The sequence below is a fragment of the Flaviaestuariibacter terrae genome, assembly GCF_054777635.1.
The window spans coordinates 911,331-933,408 of record NZ_BAAHAL010000006.1 but is presented as its reverse complement, the minus strand read 5'-3'; the positions used below and the strand labels follow the sequence as shown (position 1 = coordinate 933,408).

Genomic DNA, 22,078 nt, shown 5'->3' with positions numbered 1-22,078 from the left:
CGTGGCCAGTAAGACAATGCCCCTGCGGGGCATTGCTTCATGAAAGCTGCAAGTAACTTGCCCGCATGTCACTGCCTGCCGGGATTTGCTCCGGAGCGGATCCTAATCGGACCGCGTCCGGGGCCAGTGAGACGCTGCCCCTGCGGGGCAGGAGTTCATGAAAGATGCAAGTAACTTGCCCGGCCTGCGCGGGCTTCTTCCGGACCGGCCAATAAAGGTTTACACGTTCTGACGCGTGGCACGGCCATCGGTAATCTGCCAATCATGATTTGCCTTGCCAGCAAACCTTCTCTCGTCAGAACAGCAGCAGCATCCGGTAATTCGGGTTGCTGTGGGTGGGGGAGAGGACAAAGTCGTGCGTGCCCACTATTTCGAACCCCTGCTTCCGGTAAAAGCGGAGTGCCCGCTCGTTCTGGGTCCACACGTACAGCCAGATGCCCTGCTGGCCGGCCTTCCGGGCGAGGTCGACGAGGAAGTCGAACAGCGCCGCGCCAAGCCGCTTCTCGTAAAAGCGCCGCAGCAGGTAGAGCCGCTCCAGCTTGGCCAGGTTCGTTTCGTCGCGACCCGGGCAGGGCACATCAAAGACGATCTTCGAGAAGCCGGCGGCCTCATCGTCATCGAAAATGAGGTGGTACCGGTTGGCGCTGTCGGCGAGTTCGGCGCGGAGTGCTTCTTCCGAATATTTTTCTGCCTTGTAGGCCGCGATGTCGGCCGGGGCGGCGCTGTGCCCGTGCGACTCAACAAACGTGTCGGCGGCGAGGCGGGCTAGGAGCGGCACATCATCGATCGTGGCAGGGCGGATATGGGTCATCGGTTGGGGTTATTTTGGATGAAGTCGGGAGCCAGGAGCGAGTAGTAGTCGAGACTGATGAAGCGTCCGTCTTTCCATTCGCAATCGCGCAGCGTGCCCTCGTACCGGAAGCGGAGGCGGTCGAGCGCCCGTTTGCAGGCTGCATTCTCCGACTCCACGATCCCTTCGATGCGGTGCAGCCCGAGACCCGTGAAGCCGTAACCACAAATCGCGGGCATGGCCTCCTGCATGATCCCGCGGCCCCAGTAATCGGGGAGGAGCCAGAAGCCCGCTTCAGCCTTGCGGTGTACCCGGTCAAGTCCATTGAGGCCACCCGCGCCGAGGAAGCTGCCGTCGTCCGCCGAGCAGACGGCAAACCAGGCGCCTGTGCCGTCGCGCTCCAGGGCGGCAAAGAACTCCATCTGCGCTCGGGTGGCCTCGAGGCTGTCGTAGCGAACGCCATAGTAGGGGATCACCTGCGGGTGCGAGAGGCCGCGGTAAACGTCGCCGAGGTCGGCATCAGTAAAGGGGCGGAGCAACAGGCGGGAGCTGCGGAGGGAGGGTAGCATGGCGCTACAAAGTAAATTCAAATTGGCGCGCGGAGCCTCCGTGTACACTAATGTTTCCGGTATATCCGTGGCATCAGGCAGCGTACAAAAAGCGCTTCAACGCGGCCATCTGGGTAGACGACGCTCAGAAAGGTGTAGTCTCCGTCGTTGCAGTCATCGGCACCGTATTGTAGCGGGTTGGCGCGCCAATCCTGGCCCTGGCGCACCTTCTCGCTCAACTCTTCCAGGTTATCGTAACGCAACCTGTCGTCAAACGTCGATGAAGGGCGCGGAAAGGGGCGTACCTCGAGATCGTAATTTTTGGGGATCCACTCGTTACCCCGGTGTTGAAGGGTATACATCGAATCGCGGTACAGTACCCGTATGTAGTCCGCCGGGCAAAAAATGCAGGAAGCGTCGAAGGATTCGATCATCCAAAGCGTATCAGCCCCAAGGCCGCGCAGGTGCATCCGGTCGCGCAGGCGCCGCGGCAGCGAAGCCCGCATGGGTGCCTGTGCTTCCGCATAGCCGGTGGCTCCACCGGCGCTTTTGTAAGGTGAATGGTAAGCGGCCTCCCGCTGTGCGTCGAGAATCCGCTCATTGAGGGCCACGAAATCCGTACAGCCGAAAATCGACAGGAGCAGCAGCGGGGCAAGTGCAGGGAGGATTCTTTTCATGGGATTAGCAGCAACAAAAATTAATCGGTGTATTGTTCCGGGCCACTCGGGCTGGACCATTTCCGGAAACGCTTTTTTCACCAGAACATCCTCCATGGCTTGTTATTGATGTGCCGGATCGAACCAGGCAGTTTGCGGTACCAGGAGCCAGAATTTTCGCCAGGAGGATTTCTTTTCAATGAGAGGACTTTAAGGATACTGCCGGAGGGGCCTCTCGGCCGTCCGCAGCACGATGCTGTCCTCGGTGCTTTCGCTGTAGCGGATCTCGGCCCAGCCGGGCTTGCCGGGAACGGCACGCACCGGCGGCATGCCACCGTCGTCCCACTGGTTACAGTGCGTGGAGAAGGTGTCGAGCGCGGCCTTCCAGCTGCCGCCGCGAAAGGTCCAGGTATAGTAGCCGTGCCAGCAGCTTGTAAACCAGTCCGGGTTGAGGCCGATGACGTCGCGGCCGTCGCCATAAAGGTTTCCGAGATTGTCGGGGATACCGCCGATGCACATCCGCACGGCGATCGGCGGGATTGCCCGGTTGGAAAAACGGATCTGCGCGGTGCAGCTGCTGTCGGCGCAGGTCAGCGAATCCAAGCTCAGGCCCACCGGCGGCTCCAGCCAGGCTTTTTCCGGCTGCCCGTCGCCGTTGAAGTCGCCGCAGATGGTATCGGCAGCCGCGCGCATCCGGGCGGCTGCGGCGCTGTCGGCAAGAGCTCCTTTCAGGTTCGTGTTGCTGATCACGGTGCCCGCTTCGGGCCGCTGTTCAGGCTCCCGGCAGGCAAGCAGCCCCAACAGGACGGCCGGTACATAGCGAATTATCATGCGCATGCTCCAAGTTCGGAAATTGTGAAGAACCCTCCTCTTTTCAGACTACGTTTCCGCAGCGCTCCCCGTACAGGCCGCGAAAGGCCGCGCCGAAATGGGCCACGAGGTCGGTGGGCAGCAGGCTCTCGTACGACTGTGTTTCTACGGCGATGTCGGCTGCTTTGCCGTGCAGCCAAACGCCCAGCACGGCCGCATCTTCGGCGCTGTAGCCCTGCGCGCGGAGGGCCGTCAGGAGGCCGGTGAGTACGTCGCCCGAGCCGCCCTTGGCCATCCCCGCGTTGCCGGTACTGTTGAAGAAGCCGCGCCCGGCGGGCGTTGCCACGAACGTATGGTGTCCCTTCAGCAGTACCACCGAGTTGAGGCGCGTCGCCTGCGCCAGGGCCGTAGATATACGGTCGAAGTCGGAGGCGTGCTCACCGAACAGGCGGTCGAACTCCTTCGGGTGCGGGGTCAGGATAGAGCCGGCAGGAAGCGTGGACAGGAGGGCTTTGTTACGCGCCAAAATGTTGAGGGCATCGGCATCGAGCACGAGCGGGCAGGCAGCATTTCGCAGGTAGGCGGCCAGTAGTTCTACGGTCCCGTCGCCCGAGCCGATACCCGGACCGATGCCGATAGCGGCAAAGCGCCGGAGCTTTTCGGGGAGCGTGGCGAGTTCCGTTTCGTGGTTGTCGGGGATGAGCATCGCCTCGGGCACCGTGCTTTGCAGGATGGCTGCGCCGGCGCGCGGGCAATGGCAGGAGAGGAGCCCGCTGCCGCCGCGGAGGCAGGCCATCGCGGCCATCACCGCAGCACCCATTTTACCGTAGGCCCCGGCAGCCAGCAGGGCGTGGCCGAAAGAGCCTTTGTGCGCAAAGCGCGAACGCGGCCGGTACAGGCTCTGTGCGAAAGCCCGGTCGACGTATTCAAAGGCGGTTTCCGTGTCGGAGGCATAGGCGTTGGGGAGCCCGATGTCGAGCAGGTGAAGCTCACCGATGAAGGCGCCGTTTTCCTGCAGCAGCTGGCCCAGCTTGGGTGCGCCGAACGTGAGCGTGTGGGTCGCGTGGACCACGGTGCCCTCGCTGCGCGCGTCGGCCTGAAGTCCGCTGGGCAGGTCGATGGAGACGATCGTGCGTCCGCTGTTATTGATCCGCTCAACCAAGTCCGCCGCGGCCCCCGCCAGTGGCCGGCCCAGGCCCGTTCCGAAAAGCGCGTCGATAATGATGCTGTTTTCCGGGCCCGGCAGATCGCTCGCGCTCCAGGGCTGCAGTGGCAAGTTGGTTGCCAGGAGGCGCTCGCGGTTTTGCCCGAAGTCGGCGGAGCCTTCACCCTCGGCCGGTATAAATACGGTAACAGTCCGCCCCGCGCCATGCAGGAGGCGGGCGATCGCAAGGCCGTCACCGCCGTTATTGCCGGGGCCGCAAAAGAGCGTCATCGGTCGCTCCGGCCCGAACCGGCGCAGCAGCCACTCCGTGCAGGCCCGCGCCGCGCGCTCCATCAGGTCGATGGACGCCACGGGCTCGTGGGCGATGGTATAGGCATCCCAGGCACGGGTTTGGGCGGCGGAGAAAATCTTCATCAGGATAAAGATAGCAGTAGGACTGAGAGAAAGGACGCAGATCGCGCAGGCGCGATACGCGGATCTTTAAGATCAGTTATGATTTCCTGACGCACACAAAGAAATCAGCGCTAATCATAAAAATCATAAAAAATCTGCGTTCTTTCTCTCCGCCGCTTGCGGCGCTATTCTTCCCCTTCCGGCTGCTTGCCATCATAGTTGCCGAAGGCGTTGTACAGCGCGCGGGCAAAGGGATAGACGGCGGGGTTGAAGCGGTTGCTCAGGATGATGACCGTGCCCTGCTCATGGATGAGGCGGGCGAAGGCCGAGTTGAACCCATGCCAGTGGCCGTTGTGGTACACCACCTTTTTATCGCCCGGCGCTTTGAGCAGGCGCCAGCCGAGGCCGTAGTTGTGGATCGAGGGGCGCTCGTTGCTGTTGGGCGTGAAGGCCGAGTCGGCCATCGCAGCGCTTACCACGAGGTTGTTGTACCAGGCGCGGTCCCACTGGAGCAGGTCGCGCGGCGTGGAGTAAACGTTCTTGTCACCGTAGGGGCCATCGCTGAAGTCGAGCGGCCAGGGTGCGTTGTTGCGCTGGTACGACATGTTGAAGCTGGTCTCGTTCATCGTCTTGATGTACGTGTTCTTCATCCCGAAACGCTCGAAGAAATTCTTCTTCATGTAGGTAGGGAAGTCCTGCCCGGTCACTTTTTCCACGATCAGCGCGAGCAGCACGTAGTTCGTGTTGCAGTAGCTGAAGTGAACGCCGGGGCGATAGGAGCGCGGGATGTTCCAGGTCATGAGCGACTGCAGTACTTCCTGGTTGCTCACCAGCTTGCGCTGGTCGGGCCAGTGCTGCTTGTCCATGTAGTAGAGGTAGTTGGGCAGGCCGCTTCGGTGGTTGAGGAGCATCCGCACGGTTACCTGGTCGTAGGGAAAACCCGGGAAATACTTCGTAAGAAGGTCGTCGAGGCCGATCTTTCCTTTCTCCACGAGTTGCAGCACCGCGGCAGCGGTAAAGGGCTTGCTGGTGGAAGCGATCTGGAGCGGCGTCTCGGCGGTCAGCGAGTCCTTGGTCTTATAGTCGCGGTAACCGCCGTAATATTCGTACACGGGCACGCCGTTCTTGGCAATCAGGATCGACCCGTTGAAGGTCCGGAGGAAGCCGGTGCGCTTCATAAAGGCCTCAATGTTGTCGTGGTAGCGCTTGCGGACGTCCTCGGGAAGCGAGGCCACGGGCATCGCCGCGTTGTTGTTGAGGGTGTCGACGGGCACGACCTTCACGTTATTGGCGTTGCCGCTGCAGCCGCTCATCGTCAGCATCCATCCCAGGCACGCAGCGGGCAGTATTTTATGTAGATTCATTGGTTTCAAACAGAAAGGTGGCGAAGTTAGGGTTCGGCAAAAGGTTTTGAAAAGGTTTTGACAGGTTCTGAAAGGTTTTGAATCGTGAGCCTGCCGCGCGTCCCAACCCGGCCGACCCGTCAAAACTCTCCAAAACCTTTCAAAACCCTTTTTATTTGCAATATGAATACCAGCTATCCCAAAGAGAAGATCAATATCCTGTTGCTCGAGAATGTGAGCGAGAAGGCCGTTGAGAATTTCCGGCGGGCCGGCTACACGCAGGTGCGGAAGCTGACGCGCGCTCTTCCCGAAGAGGAGCTGCTGGCGGAGATCCGGCAGTGCCACCTGCTGGGAATCCGCTCCAAGACACAGCTGACCACACGGGTGCTCGAAGGAGCTGAGCGGCTGCAGGCCGTGGGCTGCTTCTGCATTGGCGTCAACCAGGTAGACTTGGCCGCCGCCACGGAGCGCGGCATTGCGGTGTTCAACGCGCCCTACAGCAACACGCGGTCGGTGGCCGAGCTGGTCATTGGCGCCGCCATTATGCTCATCCGCCGCGTGCCCGACAAGAACCGGGCGGCCCATGAGGGAATCTGGCTGAAGGAAGCCTCGGGCGCCTATGAGCTACGGGGCAAAACGCTCGGTATCATCGGCTATGGCAATATCGGCTCGCAGGTAAGCGTACTGGCCGAGGCGCTGGGGATGAAAGTGCTCTTTTACGACATCGAAACAAAGCTGCCCCTGGGCAATGCAAGTGATGCCCGCAGCCTGAAGGCGCTCCTGGCGGCCTCCGACGTGCTGACGCTCCACGTTCCCGAAACCGCCGAGACCAGGAACCTGCTCAATAAAACCAACATCAAGTGGCTCCGTAAGGGCGCTATCGTCATCAACTATGCCCGCGGCGAGGTGATCGACCTGCCCGCACTCCGCAAGGCGATCGAAAGCGGCGCCGTGGGTGGCGCGGCCGTCGACGTGTTCCCGGTGGAGCCCGAAAAGAACGGCGACCGCTTTGAAACGCCGCTCCAGGGCCTGCCGAACGTACTGCTGACGCCGCATATCGGCGGATCCACCGAAGAAGCGCAGGTAAACATAGGGGAGGACGTGAGCAACAAGCTGCTGCAATACCTCGAAAAAGGCGTGAGCCTCGGCTCGCACACAGTTCCGGCCCTGGCGCTGCCGCCCCAGGAAGGCGCGCACCGGATCCTGCACATTCACCGCAACGTTCCGGGTGTACTTTCGCAGATCAACGGACAACTCTCGCAGCACCGGATCAATATCGTAGGGCAATACCTGAAGACCAATGAAGCGATCGGCTACGTGGTGGTGGATGTGGACAAGCAGCTGTCGAAGCGGGCGCTGAGCCTGCTGAAGGAAGTGCCGGAAACCGTCAAGGTGCGATTATTGTATTGATCCGGGCGCGTTTGAAAACGACCCATCTATGAAAGTAGTCATCGTCGGCGCGGGCTTTGCCGGACTCCGCCTCGCCCGAAAGCTGAACAACAAGGAAGGATTTGAGGTACTGCTGATCGACAAGTTCAATTACCACCAGTTTCAGCCGCTGTTTTACCAGGTTGCCACCGCGGCGCTCGATGCGTCGAATATCTCGTTCCCGCTCCGAAAGGCCTTTCACAAGAGCAAGAACGTGCGGATCCGCGTGGAGGAGCTTAAACAGGTAAATACGCAGGAAAAGAAGATCATCACCGAAAGCGAAACCCTGAACTACGACGTGCTCGTGCTGGCCCTCGGCGCCGACACCAACTTCTTCGGAAACCAGAATGTGATGACCAATGCATTCCCGATGAAGTCGACGGTGGAAGCCATCCAGCTCCGGCACCGGTTTATCCAAAATTTCGAGGATGCCGTCCGCGCCGGGACGCCGGAGGAGCGGCAGGGCCTGATGAATATCGTGATCGCCGGCGGCGGGCCGACGGGCGTGGAGCTGGCGGGTGCGCTGGCCGAAATGAAAAAGTACGTGTTGCCTTGCGATTACCCAGAGCTCGATTTCAGGCAAATGAAGATCATGCTCCTCGACGGCGGCGAGCGCCTGCTGGCAGCCATGGATCCCAAATCGTCGGCCGACGCGCAGCATTACCTCGAAAAGCTGGGCGTAGAGGTGCATCTCAAGACCCTCGTGAAAGATTACGACGGCAAGCAAGCGACACTGGCCGACGGCGGAACGATCCGCTCGGAGATGCTGATCTGGGCGGCCGGTATCCGCGGCAACGTGCCCGAAGGCATCGACAAAAGCCTCGTGGTTCGTGGAAACCGCATCACCGTCGATCGTTATAACCGCGTGCAGGGCCTCGATGGCGTGTACGTGCTCGGCGACCTCGCGGCCATGTCGACACCGACCTGGGCCAACGGGCATCCGCAGGTGGCCTCCGTGGCGATCCAGCAGGCCGAAACGCTGGCGCACAACCTGCGGGCCATGCAGCGCGGCGAGACGCTCAAAGAATACGAATACAAGGACAAGGGCTCGATGGCTACCGTAGGGCGCAACCTCGCCGTAGTGGACGTGCCGAAGCCGAAGCTGCATTTCCGGGGATTATTTGCCTGGCTGATCTGGATGGGACTGCACCTGTTCCTGATCCTGGGGGTCAAAAACCGGCTCTTCGTGTTCCTCAACTGGGTATACAGCTATATTACCTACGACCAGAGCCTGCGGTTAATTTTCAAGGAATTTTACCGGCCCAAGAAACCGGTGGATGCCACGAAGCAGGCGCAGGTGAATCCTGTGTGATCATACATTTTCGAAGCGGCCGATGGCCACTTTTTTTACGCGACGGCGGTACGGCGCGACGGCGCGACGGCACGACGAAGGCAAACAAATCCTGTTTCTGCACCTACATGAGATCCACTTTCCGGATCTTGCAGGCTAGCTCACAGCCGCAGCTGAACGGCCGAGTCGGCAGCATTTTCAATATCCAACCAACGGGTAACCTGTTGGTTATCAACCGTGAAAGCCTTTTATAAGAAGATCGCTCCCCGAGTCCAAATAGCCTATAATTTATATTATGTTAAGTAACAGAACGGCCGCAGCTCCATTTTTTGATGGTCTTCTCGTCGCAGAAACGAAAATGCCGGCCCTTGTCAGGACCGGCATTTCAGCCTGGTAATTGCTTGCTTATTTGATAGCCTTCAGCTTCGCATCCCACTTCTTCAGCTCGGCGTCGTTCTTCTTGAACTGGTAGGCAAGCATGATGGCGTTGATGGTCAGCTTGTAGCCGTTTTTCTCGGCAGGTGTCAGCTCCGGCTTCGCCTCGTAGAGCGCGGCGGTTTTGAGGGCCTGCGGCAGCAGCTCGTCGTACGATGCGCTAAGCGATTTATGCAGGTCCTGCTTCTTGCGCACATCTTCGGGCTTCGTGCCTTTTACTCCTTTCCAGGCCGTTTCGATATCGGCATTCTGGTAAGCAAGGTGCTGCGTGAGGATCTGGTTCCAGCGGAGGTCGCCCGGGTCATTCGCAACAACCGTCTGCAGGGCCGTCGTCAGCTCCTGGGCGCGCTTGGCGGCATCGGCCGGCGAATCCTTATAGAGGTAGTTGTACAACTCAACGATGTAGGCCTCGGCGGCATCGGCATTCTTGGGGTCCTTCTTGAACAGCTCGGCGTACTGCGCGATCTTGGCCGGCTTGTCGCCTTCGATGCTTTGCAGGTCCCAGGCATTCCACCACGGATCTTTCGGGAACAGCTCCTTCCCGAGCTTCATGTATTTGTCCTTGTTGGCGACGTCCTTTTTCTTGCTGTAATAACGCACGAGGTACTGGTACACACCCACCATCGACGTGTCGGGAATGCGGCGGTCGGCGATCATCCCGTAGTAACGGGCGGCGGCATCGGCGTTCTCATAGCTCTCGGCGGCGTAGCCTGCGTAAAGTGTGGACGTTGTATCGAAGGTGGCGGTTGTGATCTTGGCTTTCTTGAGGTATTCGAAGGCATCAAGAGCACTGGCGAAATCATATTCCGCGAGCTTGTATTGCTTGCCGTTGAGGTTCTTGATACCGGCGTTGAGATAGGCCGTGTAGATGTCCTCGGCGGTCTTGTGGTTTTCGAGGATCGACGAGATATACTGGCGGCTTTCGTCTTTCACGCCCGACTGCATCTCTACGTAGTGCTGCATCGCAACGAGCGCCTGGCGGGCAGCGGCGGTGTCGGTTGCCTGGCGGCTGATGCCGTTATAGATCCGGGCGCGGGTAAACCAGTAGTCGGCGTTGCCGGCGGCCTTCGGGTCAGCGGATGCCTTGTCGATTTCGGCGCGCGCCTCGTCGAGGTTGCCGTTCTTGAATTGTTCCTGTGCCTTGTCCACCGACTTCTGGGCAAACACTCCTGTGCTGCCTGCCAGCAATAAGGCGGTAACGATCAATGTACGCATGTATTGAATGTTTATTGGGTTAACGAGGAATTACTAAGCTTCAGATGCATTTTCGGCGGTATCCGTTGTATCGGCTCCCGGAACTTCAGGCACATCGGTGGCGGCTTCGGCTACCACGCCTTCTGCTCCTTCGGCGCCCTCTTCCACGATACCGGCTTCGTCCTGCACGTCGATCCGCGTGATGGCGGCGATCTCATCACCGTCGTCGATGCGGATCAGCTTCACGCCCTGCGTGGCGCGGCCGAGCTCACGAATATCGGCCACCTTCATACGGATGGTGACACCACTCTTACAGGTGATGATCAGGTCTTCCGTTTCCGCCACGTCGAGGATGCCGACCAAAGCGCCCGTTTTATCGGTAACGCTGATGGTCTTCACGCCCTTGCCGCCACGGTTGGTGATGCGGTACTCCTCTACCGAGGTCCGCTTGCCGAAGCCCTTCTCGCTCACCACGAGCGTGGTGCGCTCCGGTGTTTGCGGGTTGACGCATACCATGCCCACCACTTCGTCCTTGCTGTCGTCGACCTCGATGCCGGTGACGCCGATGGCGCCGCGGCCCGTAGGACGCACCTTGCTTTCGGGGAAGCGGATGGCGCGGCCGCTCTTGACGGCCATCATGATGTCGCAATTACCGTCGGTGAGCCGTGCCTCGAGGAGCTGGTCGCCTTCCACGATCGTAATGGCATTGACGCCGGTCGAGCGCGGGCGGCTGAAGTCTTCGAGTGCCGTCTTCTTGATCACACCCTGCTTGGTGCAGAGAATAATATAATGCTTCGAAACAAAATCGAGGTCCTGCAGGTCTTTCACGTCGATCACCGCGCGGATCTTATCGTCCTGCGCGAGCTGGAGCAGGTTCTGGATGGCGCGTCCCTTGGCGCCCTTCTCCCCTTCGGGGATCTGGTACACATTGAGCCAGTAGCAGCGTCCCTTCTCGGTGAAGAACAGCATCGTATGGTGCGTGGAGGCAACGAAAAGGTGCTCGATAAAGTCTTCCTCGCGTGAGCGGCTGCCGATGGCGCCGCGTCCGCCGCGCTTCTGCGAGCGGTACTCGGTGGCGCTGGTGCGCTTGATGTAGCCCAGGTGCGAGATGGTGATCACAGCGTCTTCCTCCTTGATGAAATCCTTGATGTTCATCTCGTTCTCGAGGAAGGAGATCTCGCTGGCACGGGCGTCGCCGAACTTCTCTTTCACTTCGGCGAGTTCGTCCTTGATCACCTGGAAACGGAGGCCTTCGTCGGCCAGGATGGCTTCGAGGCGGGCAATGAGGGCCATGAGCTCGTCGTATTCCATCTTGATCTTGTCGCGTTCCATGCCGGTGAGACGCTGGAGACGCAGCTCGAGGATGGCCTTGGCCTGGATCTCGTCGAGACCCCAGCCGGCGCCCACGAGCGCTTCTTTGGCGATATCGGGCGTGGCGGAAGCGCGGATAAGGGCGATCACTTCGTCGAGGTGATCGAGCGCGATGAGGTAGCCCTGGAGGATGTGGGCCTTCTTGCGGGCCTCGCGGAGCTCGTACTGCGTACGGCGCACCACCACCTCGTGGCGGAACTCGATGAACTCGGAGATGAGGTCCTTCAGGCTCAGTACCCGCGGGCGGCCTTTCACGATGGCTACGTTGTTGATGCCGTAGCTCGTTTGCAGCTCCGTGAACTTGTAAAGCTGGTTGATGACAATATTGGACACCGCGTCGCGCTTCAGGTCGATGACGATACGGGTGCCTTCCTTGTTGTTCGATTCGTTGTTGATGTGGGCGATGCCTTCGATCGTTTTGTCGGTCACGAGCTGGCCGATGCGGTCGCAAAGCGCGTCGCGGTTTACCTGGTACGGCACTTCGGTAATGATGATCTGCTCGCGCCCCGAGGTCTTCGTGTCGACGTGCAGCTTGCCGCGGAGCACGCAGCGGCCGCGGCCGGTGAGGTAGGCCTGCTTCACGCCTTCCATGCCATAGATCTGGCCGCCGGTGGGGAAGTCGGGTGCCTTGATGTGTACCATCAGCTCCTCAACCGTTATCTCGCGGTTGTCGATATAAGCCACGCAGCCGTCGATCACCTCGTTGAGGTTGTGCGGGAGCATGTTGGTGGCCATACCAACGGCGATACCGCTCGATCCGTTGAGCAGCAGCTGCGGGATCCGCGTCGGGAGTACCGTCGGCTCCTGCAGGGTATCATCGAAGTTGAGCTGGAAATCGACAGTTTCCTTGTCGATATCCCCCATCATGCTTTCCGCGATGCGGTGCATGCGGGCTTCGGTATAACGCATGGCCGCCGGTCCGTCGCCGTCCTGCGAGCCGTAGTTGCCCTGGCCGTCGATCAGCTGGTAGCGCATGCTCCACTCCTGCGCCATACGCACCATGGCGTCGTACACAGAGGAGTCGCCGTGCGGGTGGTACTTACCGAGCACCTCGCCCACAATACGGGCGGATTTCTTATAGGGTCGGTTGTAGCCCATCCCGAGCTCGTTCATGGCGAAGAGGATGCGGCGATGCACCGGCTTGAGGCCGTCGCGCACATCGGGCAGGGCGCGGCCTACGATCACCGACATGGAGTAGTCGATGTAGGCCGTTTTCATCTGCTCCTCGATGTTGACGGGGATGATCCGGTTGTAGTCGTTTGTTTCTTGCGGCAACAGTGTTTCTTCCATTCGTTCAGCTTATAAAAATGAGGTCGGCAAATTTACCGATTCGGGACGGGAAAACCGCGAAAAAAGCGCCTCTTTATCACCGCTTTAGCGCGCTTTATCCACAAGGCGCTGTTAATGTTTCCCGGGGTCGGAACGGGCCCGATTTGGGGCCGCTCCAAACCGGCACATATTTTTCAACGGTATGGGTGGAACGAATGCAGCTGACCATGAAAGAATACCGATTACTCCGTGCCAATACGCAATCCGGCCCCTATACGACCGAGGCGCTCCGCGCCCTGCCGCTCCGGCCCGCCGATCTCGTGTGGGTGGAAGGGGAAAGTGAGCGCTGGGAGCCGGTTTACGAGCGTCCCGAGCTGAAAGAATTTGTCCGGGAAGAGCCCCGCCGCCGGCCCGCGCCGCTGCCGGCCCGCCCGCGCCCGGCCGCCGTTATCGACGAGGTGACGCTGGCCGCCCCCGCCATCCCGGTGCGTACCCGCGGCTTCCGCCCCTTCGAATTCCGGCCCGCGGAGCGCCCCGCGCCGAACGGGTTGTGGATCCTTGCCCTCTTTGTTTGCCTGGTCGGCGGCGCCGGTGTGGTGAAAAAAATCATCGAGAACGGAAATGCCTTGGCCCATAGCCCGGCGCTGGCGATGGCCACCGAGCCCCTCCCCGAGCAAAGTGAGGAGCACAGCAGCGGTGATGCCGACGCCGGCTTCAACTACCAGAATGCGCTGAAGACCGAGACGGTGCTTCCCGGCGAGGACGCCGCCAGGAGCGCTTCCAATGTATCGCTCCGCGACCTGCGCCGCGACGTTACCCTCAGCACCAACAGCGACAAGGAAGGCGTTTTTGAAGGCATCAACGACCTGCAGATCCGCGTGCACAACAACTCCGGCCGTACGCTCGACCAGGTGAACCTCGAAGTGACCTTCCTGAAGGCCGATGGCTCGCTGATCCGCCGCGAAACCTACAGCGTCAATGCGCTCGCTCCCGGCGGCGACAAGATCCTCGTGGTGCCGCCCGTACGCCACGGCGCCCGTGTGAAATACAAGCTGACGGGTGTGGAGTCGACGGTGAATGCCGAGCAAACACCCGCGTAGTGATGTCGGATATCGGATCTCGGATCGCTGATGTCAGATCGCTGATCTCGGATGTTAGCGTGGGCGATCAGGAACTTTTCGTGAATTGCAATCGCACATCTGTGCTCTTACATCCGAGATTGCTTTTCTTTGGGCTATGAAGAAGATCCTGCTCTTCGGTGCCGGCAAGTCGGCAACGGTGCTCATCGATTACCTGTTGCGCCATGCCCTGAGTGAGAACTGGACGCTGCGGGTCGTCGATGCCAACCTCGCCCTGGCGCAGGAAAAGATCGGTCATGCACTTGGAGGCGAAGCCGTTTCTTTCGACGTTTCGGACGAAGCGCTCCGCGGCCAGGCCATTGCCGGCAGCGACCTGGTCATCTCGCTCCTCCCTCCTTCCCTGCACTTCCTGGTGGCGCGTGATTGCCTGCAGCATGGCAAGCACCTGCTCACCGCGTCGTATGTCGACGACAACATGCGAAGCCTTGCGGAGGCAGCCCTTGAAAAAGGCCTCCTGTTTTTGTGCGAGATGGGCCTCGATCCGGGTATCGATCACATGAGCGCCAAGAAACTGATTGATCATATCCAGGCCGAAGGCGGTCGTATCACATCCTTCCACTCCCACTGCGGCGGGCTGGTAGCTCCCGAGAGCGACAACAACCCCTGGCGCTACAAGATATCCTGGAACCCGCGCAACGTGGTGCTGGCCGGTAAGGCAGGCGCCGTGTACCGGGAAGGCAGCATCGAAAAGCGGATGGAGTACGAACAGCTGTTCGCGGAAAAACGCTTCGTGGAAGTTGCGGGCTATGAGCCCTTCTGCTGGTATCCCAACCGCGATTCGCTGTCGTATATTCCCATCTATGGACTTACAGATTGCCCTACGTTCATCCGCACCACACTGCGCTATCCCGATTTCATTTACGGCTGGAAAAACATCGTCGACCTGAAGCTGACCGACGAGACGCCGGCCTACGACACCGATGGCCGGACGCTCTCGGATTTCTTCCACGAGCATCTCGAGCGGCATGGCTTTGGCGGCTGGCTGCAGCAGCGGATGAACGACCAGTTCGAGGTCAGCAAGAAGATACTGGAAGACCTGATGAATCTTGTAGAACTACAGGAAGAAGTATCGGACAAAAGCCCGGAGCGCGTGGAGCAGTTCATGATGGTCAACGAGACGGGCTCGCTGCAGGACGTGGACATCGAGGAATTGAAAACAAATGCCGCGGCAACCGTTGCGATGAAAATGCACGACGCAAAGCTGACGCTGAGCCAGCTTTTCTACCTGGGTCTTGACGATAAGACAACGGTCATCAACCGTGGCCGCTGCAGCGCCGCCGATGTGCTGCAGTTTGCGCTCGAACGGAAGCTCGCCCTGCAGCCCGGCGACCGCGACCTGGTGGTCATGCTCCACGAGATCAGCTACGAGCTGAATGGCCGCTCCTACAAGGCGCGGAGCTCTTTTGCACTCGAGGGCAGCGACGACCATCATACGGCCATGGCGAAAACGGTGGGTCTTCCGCTGGGTATCGCCGCACGCCTGCTCCTCAATGGGAGCCTGCAGGAACGCGGGCTCCGCATTCCGGTTACCCCGGCCTTTTACGGGCCCGTGCTCGCCGAGCTCCAGCAATGGGATATACAGTTTACCGAAGAAATACGGTCGCTCTCATGAAATACCAGGTCTCCCAGGACGAAGCCAAGAACCTCCTGAAAAACAGCGGCGGTCAGCCTTTTGCGCTTCTCCTGGAGCGCGGCAGCCTCGTAGTGGAATGGTACGCGCCGATGCACGAGGACCTGCAGCAGCCACACCGGCAGGACGAGCTCTACATCATCGCGTCCGGGCACGGGACCTTTGTGCGCGACGGGGAGCGCAGTTCGTTCCAGAAAGGTGATGTGCTGTTTGTGCCCGCGGGCATGAAGCACCGTTTCGAGAATTTCTCACATGACTTTGCCAGCTGGGTCATCTTTTACGGCCCGGACGGCGGCGAAAGGGTCCCGGATTAATACTGGTCGACGGAAAAACCGGCGGGTGCTGCCATCGACACCTGCTCCTGCCACTGACGCTGCTCGAGCGCTTTCCGGCATTTATTCACCTCCACCCAATACATGATCCAGCATACAAAGCCGCCGAGGCCTGTAAGTGTGCCGATCATGGGTATCCAGGCTGTGGCCGAGCAAATGCTGTAGGCCAGCCCGATGGAACGCGTCGGGCGCTCTTTCATATCCGCGAAGGGATCGCCGGCGCTGCTGCCGTCTTCGAAGCTGAATTTCTCGTCGCAGTTTTCGTTGTGTATCGACTCGGCTACGCGGTTGACCACGATGAAATTCCAGACGAGGCTGAAGACCGGAATCAGCAGCAGCCACACCTGCCCGGGACGCATCCGTCGGTTCTGCGGCTTTACGAGCCTGAGCGTGTTTTGCAACGTAATAATGAAGAAGATATTGACGACTACCCATGCCAGCAGCATGGCGAGTGTAATCATGATCACCCCGGTAAGAATTGTCGAATCAGTCGTTTCCATACAAGTTGGTTTTCAACAAAATTAATTCTTCAGGTGTATTCCGCCAGCAGGATTTCCCGAAGGCGCTTCATGCCTTCCGTCGCCGGCGCCTCGATGGCCGTGAGTCCGTGCAGTGCGGTAGCAGGCAGCTTTTTGTCGACAAGGAACTTCGGCCGTCCCGGGTGCACAAAATCAACAAGTCCGGCGGCCGGGTACACCAGCAGCGACGTGCCAACGATCAGGAACAGGTCGGCGCGGCTCACGATCCGGGCCGCCTCCGTGATGAGCGGCACGGGTTCTTCAAACCAAACGATATGCGGCCGCAGCTGCGCGCCATCCTCTGCCCTGTCACCGATACGGATATCGCCGTCGATAGGATACACAAGGTTTTCATCGTGCTCGCTCCGCATTTTCCGGATCTCCCCGTGGAGGTGCAGGATATCGCCGGAGCCCGCCCGCTCGTGGAGGTCGTCGATGTTTTGGGTGATGATGGTTACGTCGAAATGCTGCTCCAGCTCCGCGAGGATGCGGTGGGCTTCGTTGGGCTCCGCGTCGAGCACGTTACGGCGGCGCATGTTGTAGAATTCCAGTACGAGCTCCGGGTTCTTCTTCCAGGCCCGTGGCGTCGCCACTTCCTCCAGGTCGTATCCTTCCCAGAGCCCGTCGGCATCGCGAAAGGTTTTCAGGCCGCTTTCGGCCGATATGCCGGCGCCCGTTAGTACCACGAGTTTTTTCTTTTCCATGCGCTTGCCTTTCGGTAAAAGTAAAAAGTCAAAATCCAAAAAACCGCCGGCAAATGCTTTTGGCTATTGAATTTTGACTCTCAATAAAGTTACTGCAGGCCTGTAAGCCGGATTCTGTCTTCCTGCCGCCTTCGCCGAAGCTACGGCGGCCGAAGCGCTATCATTTATCTGGGACGGTCATTACTGGCCGCCTCGAGCTGCCTACCCTGGAACCGGTTCGCCAGCGCCGAAGCGAGGCAAACAGGGACGGGCCGCCCCTGACGATTCCTATACATGGCATTTCAGCGCGCAAGGTTTACCCGAAGAGCACCTTCCGATGCCCGACCGTGGGCTCTTACCCCACATTTTCACCATCACCCTCCGCCCGCCTAAGCCTTGGCACAGGCGGGACGAACTAGGCAGCCGTCGCCGAAGCGATGACTGCCTGAGGCTGTAATTTTCTGTGGCACTGTCTCGACGCTCCTTGCGAAGCATGTCCCGCCGTTAGCGGGATGCGCTGCCCTGTGCTGTCCGGACTTTCCTACCCCAGCCCGGAAGGCTGGGATCGATAGCGCGGCCTGCAGTGCGGCGAAGGTACGCCGAACTTTCAAGAAGCCGGGCGGCTGCACATTAGCATCAAGGATCGCGCTTTATTAGGCTATTTTTGATAAGGCACGTTCCGATCGGCAGCCCACTGCCTTCCTGTTTGCTGCTTTTCCAAAACTCACTAATCAGTAACTGCGCGAAACCGAAACCTGGCGTATGAGAAAATATCTACTTCCTTTTTTCCTGTTCGGCGCGCTTCCCGCCGCGGCCCAAACCGAGTGGGACAGCAGCTCGATGAAAATGGACACCGTTCTGTCTGCAGGTGGCTCCTACAGTACGTCGGGCTGGAGCTTCGAAACGGCCGAGGAGTACGATGCAACCGATTTCATCCAGGCAAAGGCCGACCAGTTTTACGTGAGCGTGGAGCGCAGGCCCGATTCGCTCCCCGAGGTGCGCTGGCGCTTCGTACAGCAGCATCTCCGTGCCGGCGAGGTGTACCTCGATTTCATGCTCACGGAATTCAACGACAAGGAAACTTTTCTGACCTCCGTGATCCGCAGCACAGGCCTGCCGCAGGTGCTGGTCATACCGAAACTTACACCGGGAAAAACAATGGAAGCCGTGCAGGCGGCAGCGCGTGGCATCAGCGGCGGCACGGCGCCTTCTACTTCCTACCTCGCTTACAAGAACCTGATGGCCTACCTCGAGCCGCAGCTCGAAGGCGCGCAAACCGTGTACTATTCCACGAGCAACGAGCTCAACCTCGTTAACCTGCGCTTCCTGAAGTGCCGCGACGGGCGCTACTTTTTTGAAAAATACAATCTCGTGCGCCTGCATACGGCTGCTTCCTTCCTCGGCAACCGCCACCGGCTCCTGTTCCCGAAGAAGATGAAGGTGCTCCTCGTAGGCAACATTTCCTACGAATGCGACGGCGCCAGCGACGACCAGTACGAGCCCTTCTGGCAGCCGCTTCCCGGCTCGAAGCTCGAGATCAACAATATTGCAGCGCTGCTGAAGGGCGTGCACCAGGTAGACATGCTGGATTCCTGCAAGGCAACCGAGGCGCGGTTTGTGGAGCAGATCAACAAGACGCCCTACGATATTCTTCACCTGGCCACCCATGGCTTTTACTTTCCGCCCGACGGCAATGCCCGTTACCGGCTTACCCGCGCGTCGTACCCGCTGCTCTTCACCGGTATCGTACTGAGCGGCGCCAACAGCCGTAAGGCCAGCGCCGAGCCGATCGATGAGCACGGAATGTTTACCGCCATGGATTTCCGCAAGCTCAATGCGGCGCATATGCGGCTCGTGGTGCTGAGTACCTGCTACTCCGGCAGCGGCAATACGGAGCATTCCTCGGCGCCCTTTGGCCTGACGCTCGCATTGCTGCGGCAGGGCGTGCAGGCCATGGTGCTTTCCAACCGGGCCATCCCCGACCAGGAAACCACCGAGTTCATGACCGCCTTCTACCGGCAACTGCTGAAAGTGCCTGATGCCGATGCGGCCTTCAACAACACCCTCCGCCAGCTCAAAGCAACAAAGCCCCAGGTCGACTGGAGCTTTATGGACCTGGTGCATTAAGAAGTGAGCGGTCATCGGTGAGCGGTGACCGTGTGCTCACTGCTCACTTGTTCACCCGCTCACCCCCCTCACACTGCACGGCTATTTGTGCTGGAAAAATATCTCCGTCGCACCGAAGCCGAAGTCGGCTGAATACTGGTTGACGAAAGACTTCACTTCTTTCTTGCGCCGCAGGATGTCGTGGATGTCGTCGCGGAGGCGGCCCTTGCCGATGCCGTGGATGACGGTCAGCTTGGGCAAGCGGTGCGCCAGCGCCAGGTCGTACCACTTCTCGAACTCCTTTAGCTGAATGCCCAAAATGGCGGTATTGGACATGCCCGAATGGTCGTCGACCAGCTTTTCGATGTGCAGGTCTACCACGGTGCGGGCGGGCGGCAGGTGGCGGCGGACATCGCTCGCGTCGTAGATCGGCGCCCCGGCCTGGGCCCGGTAGCCAAAGTCAACGGGTGCTTCCTCCACCTTGTTGGGATATTCGTCGAATAGCTTGTAAGTGAAGGTGGCGCCTCCCTCCTCTTTCAATTTCTCGATGCGGTCGAAGAGCTGCTTCGGCTTCAGGCGCAGCGTGTATTCGTAATAGTCGGCCTTGCCCTTTTGCGCTGTCTTCAGCGAAAACTCAAACGAGAACACGGGGCTGTCGCTGAGGTCGGAGAACGGGATATCGTGCAAATAAAAATCCTCGAAGGCATGGAGCACGCCGTTGAGCTCGAAGTCGGAGCGGCCGAAGAACAGCTGCTTGTAGGTGAACTTGTATTCGGCCTCGGTATGGTTGATCACGTAGATCTTCAGCGATACTACCACGTCATCGCCGAATTCGTCTACATCGAACTTCGGCAGGAATGAAAGCCATACGCCATCAACGATGCGCTCGCGGGGCGCCTTTTCCTTGCGTACGTTCTCGATATAGGTTTTCTCTTTTTTGGGCTCGAAAAGCTTCTTCTCGGAAAACCGCTTGAAATAGGGAAAATCGAGCTGGTCGATATAGGCCGGGAACTTCACCCCGCGCACCTCGATCATCACCATCTTCTCATTCATGATGTCGATCACTTCACCTTCTTCATTCGTAGCCTTGACCACGATCTTGTCACCGATATCGAATTTCATCCGGCAAAGGTACTATAGGATTCTACGTATCTCAGATCTTAGGATTTCAGATTCGTTTATATAGATCCGAGATCACGAGATCCGAGATTTCTACATGGGCGCCCCAGCGCCCGCCAGTGTTTCCTGGTTGAGGCGGCTGTTGCGGTAGCCGTAGGTGAAATACACCACGAGCCCAATGGCCAGCCAGATGAGGAAGCGGAGCCAGTTGCTGTGGTGCTCCTGCGCCATCAGGTAAAAGCAGCTCATGAGCCCCATGACGGGGATCAGCGAGAAGGAGCGCAGGAACGAAAGCACGGCCACTACCGTTGCCACGATCCAGAACAGGGCCATCGGAAAAGCTTCTTTCGACAATGTGCCCGCGAAGTGGCCCGGATCGTAACGCAGGATAAGACCAACGGCCAGCAGGTAAAGCACTGGTACGATGTACTTCCCGCTGATGTAAGGCACTTTGAATTTCGACTCGGGCTTGTTGCGCTGCTCGCGGAGCACCAGCACACCCGCGCATACGAGCACAAAGGCAAACAGGGTACCGATAGAGGTCAGTGCCAGCACCACGTCGAGGTTGAGGAACATCGCCGGGATCGCAACGGCGAGGCCGGTAACGATCGTGGAGAACGAGGGCGTTTTGTACTTGGGGTGCAGGCGCGAGAAGATCTTGGGCAGCAGGCCGTCGCGGCTCATGGCCATCCAGATACGCGGCTGGCCGAGCTGGAACACGAGCAGCACCGAAGCCGTGGCAATGATGGCGCTTACGGCAACGATTCCCGAGATCCAGGGCATGCCCCGGGCCTGGAAGATGAGCGCCAGCGGGTCGCCGACGTTGAGCATCTTGTAGTTGACCATCCCGGTGAGCACCAGTGCGAGCAGCACATAAAGTATCGTGCAGATGATGAGCGACCAGATCATTCCGCGGGGCAGGTCCCGCTGCGGGTCCTTGCATTCTTCGGCAGTCGTCGAGATGGCGTCGAAGCCGATGTAGGCGAAGAAGACGGCCGACACTCCTTTCAGAATTCCGGAGATGCCGTTGGGAGTGAAAGGCGTCCAGTTGGCCGGGTGCGCATAGTAGGCGCCGAGCACGATCACGAGGAAGATAACAGCGAGCTTGATGCCCACCATGATGTTGGAGGCGGAGCGCGACTCCTTGATGCCGACAAACACGATCGCGGTAATGAGCGACACGATCAGGAGCGCGGGCAGGTCGAAAATGAGGTGCAGGGCGCCAAGCGTCGGCGCAGTGGTCCAGGCCTGTGCCCGCTCTGCGATCGCCGCCGGGTCCATGCCTTCGCTGGCCATCTTTCCGGTAGCCATGAGAAAGCCGTTGTGGGCCGTCGTATAGTCCATGGTGAGCCAGCGCGGGATGGCCATGCCTGCCTTGTCGAGCAGGCCGGTAAAGTAGTCGCTCCACGAGATCGCCACGGCGATGTTGCCGATGGCGTATTCCATGAGCAGGTCCCAGCCGATGATCCAGGCGAAGATCTCGCCGAAGGCCACGTAGGAATACGTATACGCCGAGCCCGAAACGGGCACCGTCGACGCAAACTCGGCGTAGCAAAGTGCCGCGAAGCCGCAGGCGATGGCGGTAAAAATATAGAGGAAGATCACACCGGGACCGCCGTCGAAGCAGGCCTTGCCGATGGAGGAGAAAATGCCCGCGCCAATGACGGCGGCAATACCCATCGCGGTGAGGTCGCGCACGCCAAGCACCTTGCGCAGCCCGGACGCATGTCCTTCGGCATCACTGAGCCCTTCCTGGGCTTCCCGTAAAATAACGTGTATCTGCTTCTTCCGAAAAAGCTGGTTCGGCATCCGGTTTTGGTATTTGAGGCGGGAAATTACAATATAAAACGAATGGGCT

At 59.4% G+C, this 22,078-nt stretch carries 18 protein-coding genes and 1 other RNA gene; 6 read left to right on the top strand and 13 right to left on the bottom strand.

Annotated features, from left to right (window positions below):
- Positions 1-295: 295 nt before the first annotated feature.
- The 6 genes from ACYU7Z_RS04790 to ACYU7Z_RS04765 all read right to left on the bottom strand — a co-directional run bounded on the left by ACYU7Z_RS04790 (position 296) and on the right by ACYU7Z_RS04765 (position 5,726).
- On the bottom strand, positions 296-811 hold the full coding sequence (locus ACYU7Z_RS04790; RefSeq protein WP_460567917.1) for a GNAT family N-acetyltransferase: 516 nt from the start codon (positions 809-811) through the stop codon (positions 296-298).
- Entirely contained in the window at positions 808-1,359 is a 552-nt protein-coding gene (locus ACYU7Z_RS04785; protein ID WP_460567915.1) for a GNAT family N-acetyltransferase, read from the bottom strand. Before ACYU7Z_RS04785 ends, ACYU7Z_RS04790 begins: the two co-directional genes overlap by 4 nt.
- A gap of 47 nt (positions 1,360-1,406) precedes the next feature.
- Complete coding sequence (locus tag ACYU7Z_RS04780) at positions 1,407-2,111, bottom strand: hypothetical protein (protein ID WP_460567913.1); 705 nt, start codon at positions 2,109-2,111, stop codon at positions 1,407-1,409.
- Positions 2,112-2,204: 93 nt separating this feature from the next.
- The gene (locus ACYU7Z_RS04775; protein WP_460567911.1) at positions 2,205-2,831 is read right to left on the bottom strand and encodes a hypothetical protein; all 627 of its coding nucleotides are present in this window, start codon (positions 2,829-2,831) and stop codon (positions 2,205-2,207) included.
- A gap of 37 nt (positions 2,832-2,868) precedes the next feature.
- Positions 2,869-4,383, bottom strand: a complete 1,515-nt coding sequence (locus ACYU7Z_RS04770) for an NAD(P)H-hydrate epimerase (protein WP_460567909.1) — start codon at positions 4,381-4,383, stop codon at positions 2,869-2,871.
- A 164-nt stretch (positions 4,384-4,547) separates the two neighbouring features.
- Positions 4,548-5,726 carry a serine hydrolase domain-containing protein gene (locus ACYU7Z_RS04765; protein WP_460567907.1) on the bottom strand — a complete coding sequence of 393 codons (1,179 nt, stop codon included), beginning with the start codon at positions 5,724-5,726 and terminating at the stop codon, positions 4,548-4,550.
- A 162-nt stretch (positions 5,727-5,888) separates the two neighbouring features.
- On the opposite strand from ACYU7Z_RS04765, the gene serA reads away from it, so the two are divergent.
- Together serA and ACYU7Z_RS04755 are read left to right on the top strand one after the other, a co-directional pair.
- Positions 5,889-7,115, top strand: a complete 1,227-nt coding sequence (serA, locus tag ACYU7Z_RS04760; RefSeq protein ID WP_460567905.1) for a phosphoglycerate dehydrogenase — start codon at positions 5,889-5,891, stop codon at positions 7,113-7,115.
- Between the two features lie 28 nt (positions 7,116-7,143).
- Positions 7,144-8,445 (top strand): NAD(P)/FAD-dependent oxidoreductase, encoded by a 1,302-nt coding sequence (locus ACYU7Z_RS04755; protein WP_460567903.1) that lies wholly within the window; start codon positions 7,144-7,146, stop codon positions 8,443-8,445.
- Positions 8,446-8,829: 384 nt separating this feature from the next.
- On the opposite strand, the gene ACYU7Z_RS04750 is transcribed toward ACYU7Z_RS04755, so the two are convergent.
- Positions 8,830-10,074 (bottom strand): hypothetical protein, encoded by a 1,245-nt coding sequence (locus ACYU7Z_RS04750; RefSeq protein WP_460567901.1) that lies wholly within the window; start codon positions 10,072-10,074, stop codon positions 8,830-8,832.
- Between the two features lie 33 nt (positions 10,075-10,107).
- Positions 10,108-12,714, bottom strand: coding sequence for a DNA gyrase subunit A (gyrA, locus tag ACYU7Z_RS04745; RefSeq protein WP_460567899.1), 2,607 nt, complete (start codon positions 12,712-12,714; stop codon positions 10,108-10,110).
- Positions 12,715-12,920: 206 nt separating this feature from the next.
- Between gyrA and ACYU7Z_RS04740 the strand changes: the two genes are divergently transcribed.
- The 3 genes from ACYU7Z_RS04740 to ACYU7Z_RS04730 all read left to right on the top strand — a co-directional run bounded on the left by ACYU7Z_RS04740 (position 12,921) and on the right by ACYU7Z_RS04730 (position 15,776).
- Positions 12,921-13,793 (top strand): FxLYD domain-containing protein, encoded by an 873-nt coding sequence (locus ACYU7Z_RS04740; protein ID WP_460567897.1) that lies wholly within the window; start codon positions 12,921-12,923, stop codon positions 13,791-13,793.
- 136 nt (positions 13,794-13,929) lie between these two features.
- A complete protein-coding gene (locus ACYU7Z_RS04735) occupies positions 13,930-15,444 on the top strand; it encodes a saccharopine dehydrogenase family (RefSeq protein ID WP_460567895.1) in 1,515 nt (504 codons plus the stop codon).
- The gene (locus ACYU7Z_RS04730; protein ID WP_460567893.1) at positions 15,441-15,776 is read left to right on the top strand and encodes a cupin domain-containing protein; all 336 of its coding nucleotides are present in this window, start codon (positions 15,441-15,443) and stop codon (positions 15,774-15,776) included. Before ACYU7Z_RS04735 ends, ACYU7Z_RS04730 begins: the two co-directional genes overlap by 4 nt.
- On the opposite strand, the gene ACYU7Z_RS04725 is transcribed toward ACYU7Z_RS04730, so the two are convergent.
- The 3 genes from ACYU7Z_RS04725 to rnpB form a co-directional block, all read right to left on the bottom strand.
- The gene (locus ACYU7Z_RS04725; protein ID WP_460567891.1) at positions 15,773-16,294 is read right to left on the bottom strand and encodes a hypothetical protein; all 522 of its coding nucleotides are present in this window, start codon (positions 16,292-16,294) and stop codon (positions 15,773-15,775) included. The two genes, ACYU7Z_RS04730 and ACYU7Z_RS04725, sit on opposite strands and share 4 nt — an antisense overlap.
- A 29-nt stretch (positions 16,295-16,323) precedes the next feature.
- Positions 16,324-17,016 carry an SIR2 family NAD-dependent protein deacylase gene (locus ACYU7Z_RS04720; RefSeq protein ID WP_460567889.1) on the bottom strand — a complete coding sequence of 231 codons (693 nt, stop codon included), beginning with the start codon at positions 17,014-17,016 and terminating at the stop codon, positions 16,324-16,326.
- Between the two features lie 87 nt (positions 17,017-17,103).
- An RNA gene (gene rnpB / locus ACYU7Z_RS04715) (RNase P RNA component class A) lies at positions 17,104-17,580 on the bottom strand.
- 177 nt (positions 17,581-17,757) lie between these two features.
- Between rnpB and ACYU7Z_RS04710 the strand changes: the two genes are divergently transcribed.
- Positions 17,758-19,122, top strand: a complete 1,365-nt coding sequence (locus ACYU7Z_RS04710; RefSeq protein WP_460567887.1) for a CHAT domain-containing protein — start codon at positions 17,758-17,760, stop codon at positions 19,120-19,122.
- A gap of 81 nt (positions 19,123-19,203) precedes the next feature.
- Here ACYU7Z_RS04710 and ACYU7Z_RS04705 read toward each other — a convergent pair whose 3' ends face one another.
- A complete protein-coding gene (locus ACYU7Z_RS04705; protein WP_460567885.1) occupies positions 19,204-20,223 on the bottom strand; it encodes a Smr/MutS family protein in 1,020 nt (339 codons plus the stop codon).
- Between the two features lie 90 nt (positions 20,224-20,313).
- On the bottom strand, positions 20,314-22,029 hold the full coding sequence (locus tag ACYU7Z_RS04700) for an amino acid permease (protein WP_460567883.1): 1,716 nt from the start codon (positions 22,027-22,029) through the stop codon (positions 20,314-20,316).
- Positions 22,030-22,078: the final 49 nt, after the last annotated feature.

Bases quoted from the DNA above. Each gene is read 5' to 3' on its own strand.
- ACYU7Z_RS04790 (WP_460567917.1), bottom strand. From the start codon at position 811: ATGACCCATATCCGCCCTGCCACGATCGATGATGTGCCGCTCCTAGCC.
- ACYU7Z_RS04785 (WP_460567915.1), bottom strand. From the start codon at position 1,359: ATGCTACCCTCCCTCCGCAGCTCCCGCCTGTTGCTCCGCCCCTTTACT.
- ACYU7Z_RS04780 (WP_460567913.1), bottom strand. From the start codon at position 2,111: ATGGAGGATGTTCTGGTGAAAAAAGCGTTTCCGGAAATGGTCCAGCCC.
- ACYU7Z_RS04775 (WP_460567911.1), bottom strand. From the start codon at position 2,831: ATGCGCATGATAATTCGCTATGTACCGGCCGTCCTGTTGGGGCTGCTT.
- ACYU7Z_RS04770 (WP_460567909.1), bottom strand. From the start codon at position 4,383: ATGAAGATTTTCTCCGCCGCCCAAACCCGTGCCTGGGATGCCTATACC.
- ACYU7Z_RS04765 (WP_460567907.1), bottom strand. From the start codon at position 5,726: ATGAATCTACATAAAATACTGCCCGCTGCGTGCCTGGGATGGATGCTG.
- serA (WP_460567905.1), top strand. From the start codon at position 5,889: ATGAATACCAGCTATCCCAAAGAGAAGATCAATATCCTGTTGCTCGAG.
- ACYU7Z_RS04755 (WP_460567903.1), top strand. From the start codon at position 7,144: ATGAAAGTAGTCATCGTCGGCGCGGGCTTTGCCGGACTCCGCCTCGCC.
- ACYU7Z_RS04750 (WP_460567901.1), bottom strand. From the start codon at position 10,074: ATGCGTACATTGATCGTTACCGCCTTATTGCTGGCAGGCAGCACAGGA.
- gyrA (WP_460567899.1), bottom strand. From the start codon at position 12,714: ATGGAAGAAACACTGTTGCCGCAAGAAACAAACGACTACAACCGGATC.
- ACYU7Z_RS04740 (WP_460567897.1), top strand. From the start codon at position 12,921: ATGAAAGAATACCGATTACTCCGTGCCAATACGCAATCCGGCCCCTAT.
- ACYU7Z_RS04735 (WP_460567895.1), top strand. From the start codon at position 13,930: ATGAAGAAGATCCTGCTCTTCGGTGCCGGCAAGTCGGCAACGGTGCTC.
- ACYU7Z_RS04730 (WP_460567893.1), top strand. From the start codon at position 15,441: ATGAAATACCAGGTCTCCCAGGACGAAGCCAAGAACCTCCTGAAAAAC.
- ACYU7Z_RS04725 (WP_460567891.1), bottom strand. From the start codon at position 16,294: ATGGAAACGACTGATTCGACAATTCTTACCGGGGTGATCATGATTACA.
- ACYU7Z_RS04720 (WP_460567889.1), bottom strand. From the start codon at position 17,016: ATGGAAAAGAAAAAACTCGTGGTACTAACGGGCGCCGGCATATCGGCC.
- ACYU7Z_RS04710 (WP_460567887.1), top strand. From the start codon at position 17,758: ATGAGAAAATATCTACTTCCTTTTTTCCTGTTCGGCGCGCTTCCCGCC.
- ACYU7Z_RS04705 (WP_460567885.1), bottom strand. From the start codon at position 20,223: ATGAAATTCGATATCGGTGACAAGATCGTGGTCAAGGCTACGAATGAA.
- ACYU7Z_RS04700 (WP_460567883.1), bottom strand. From the start codon at position 22,029: ATGCCGAACCAGCTTTTTCGGAAGAAGCAGATACACGTTATTTTACGG.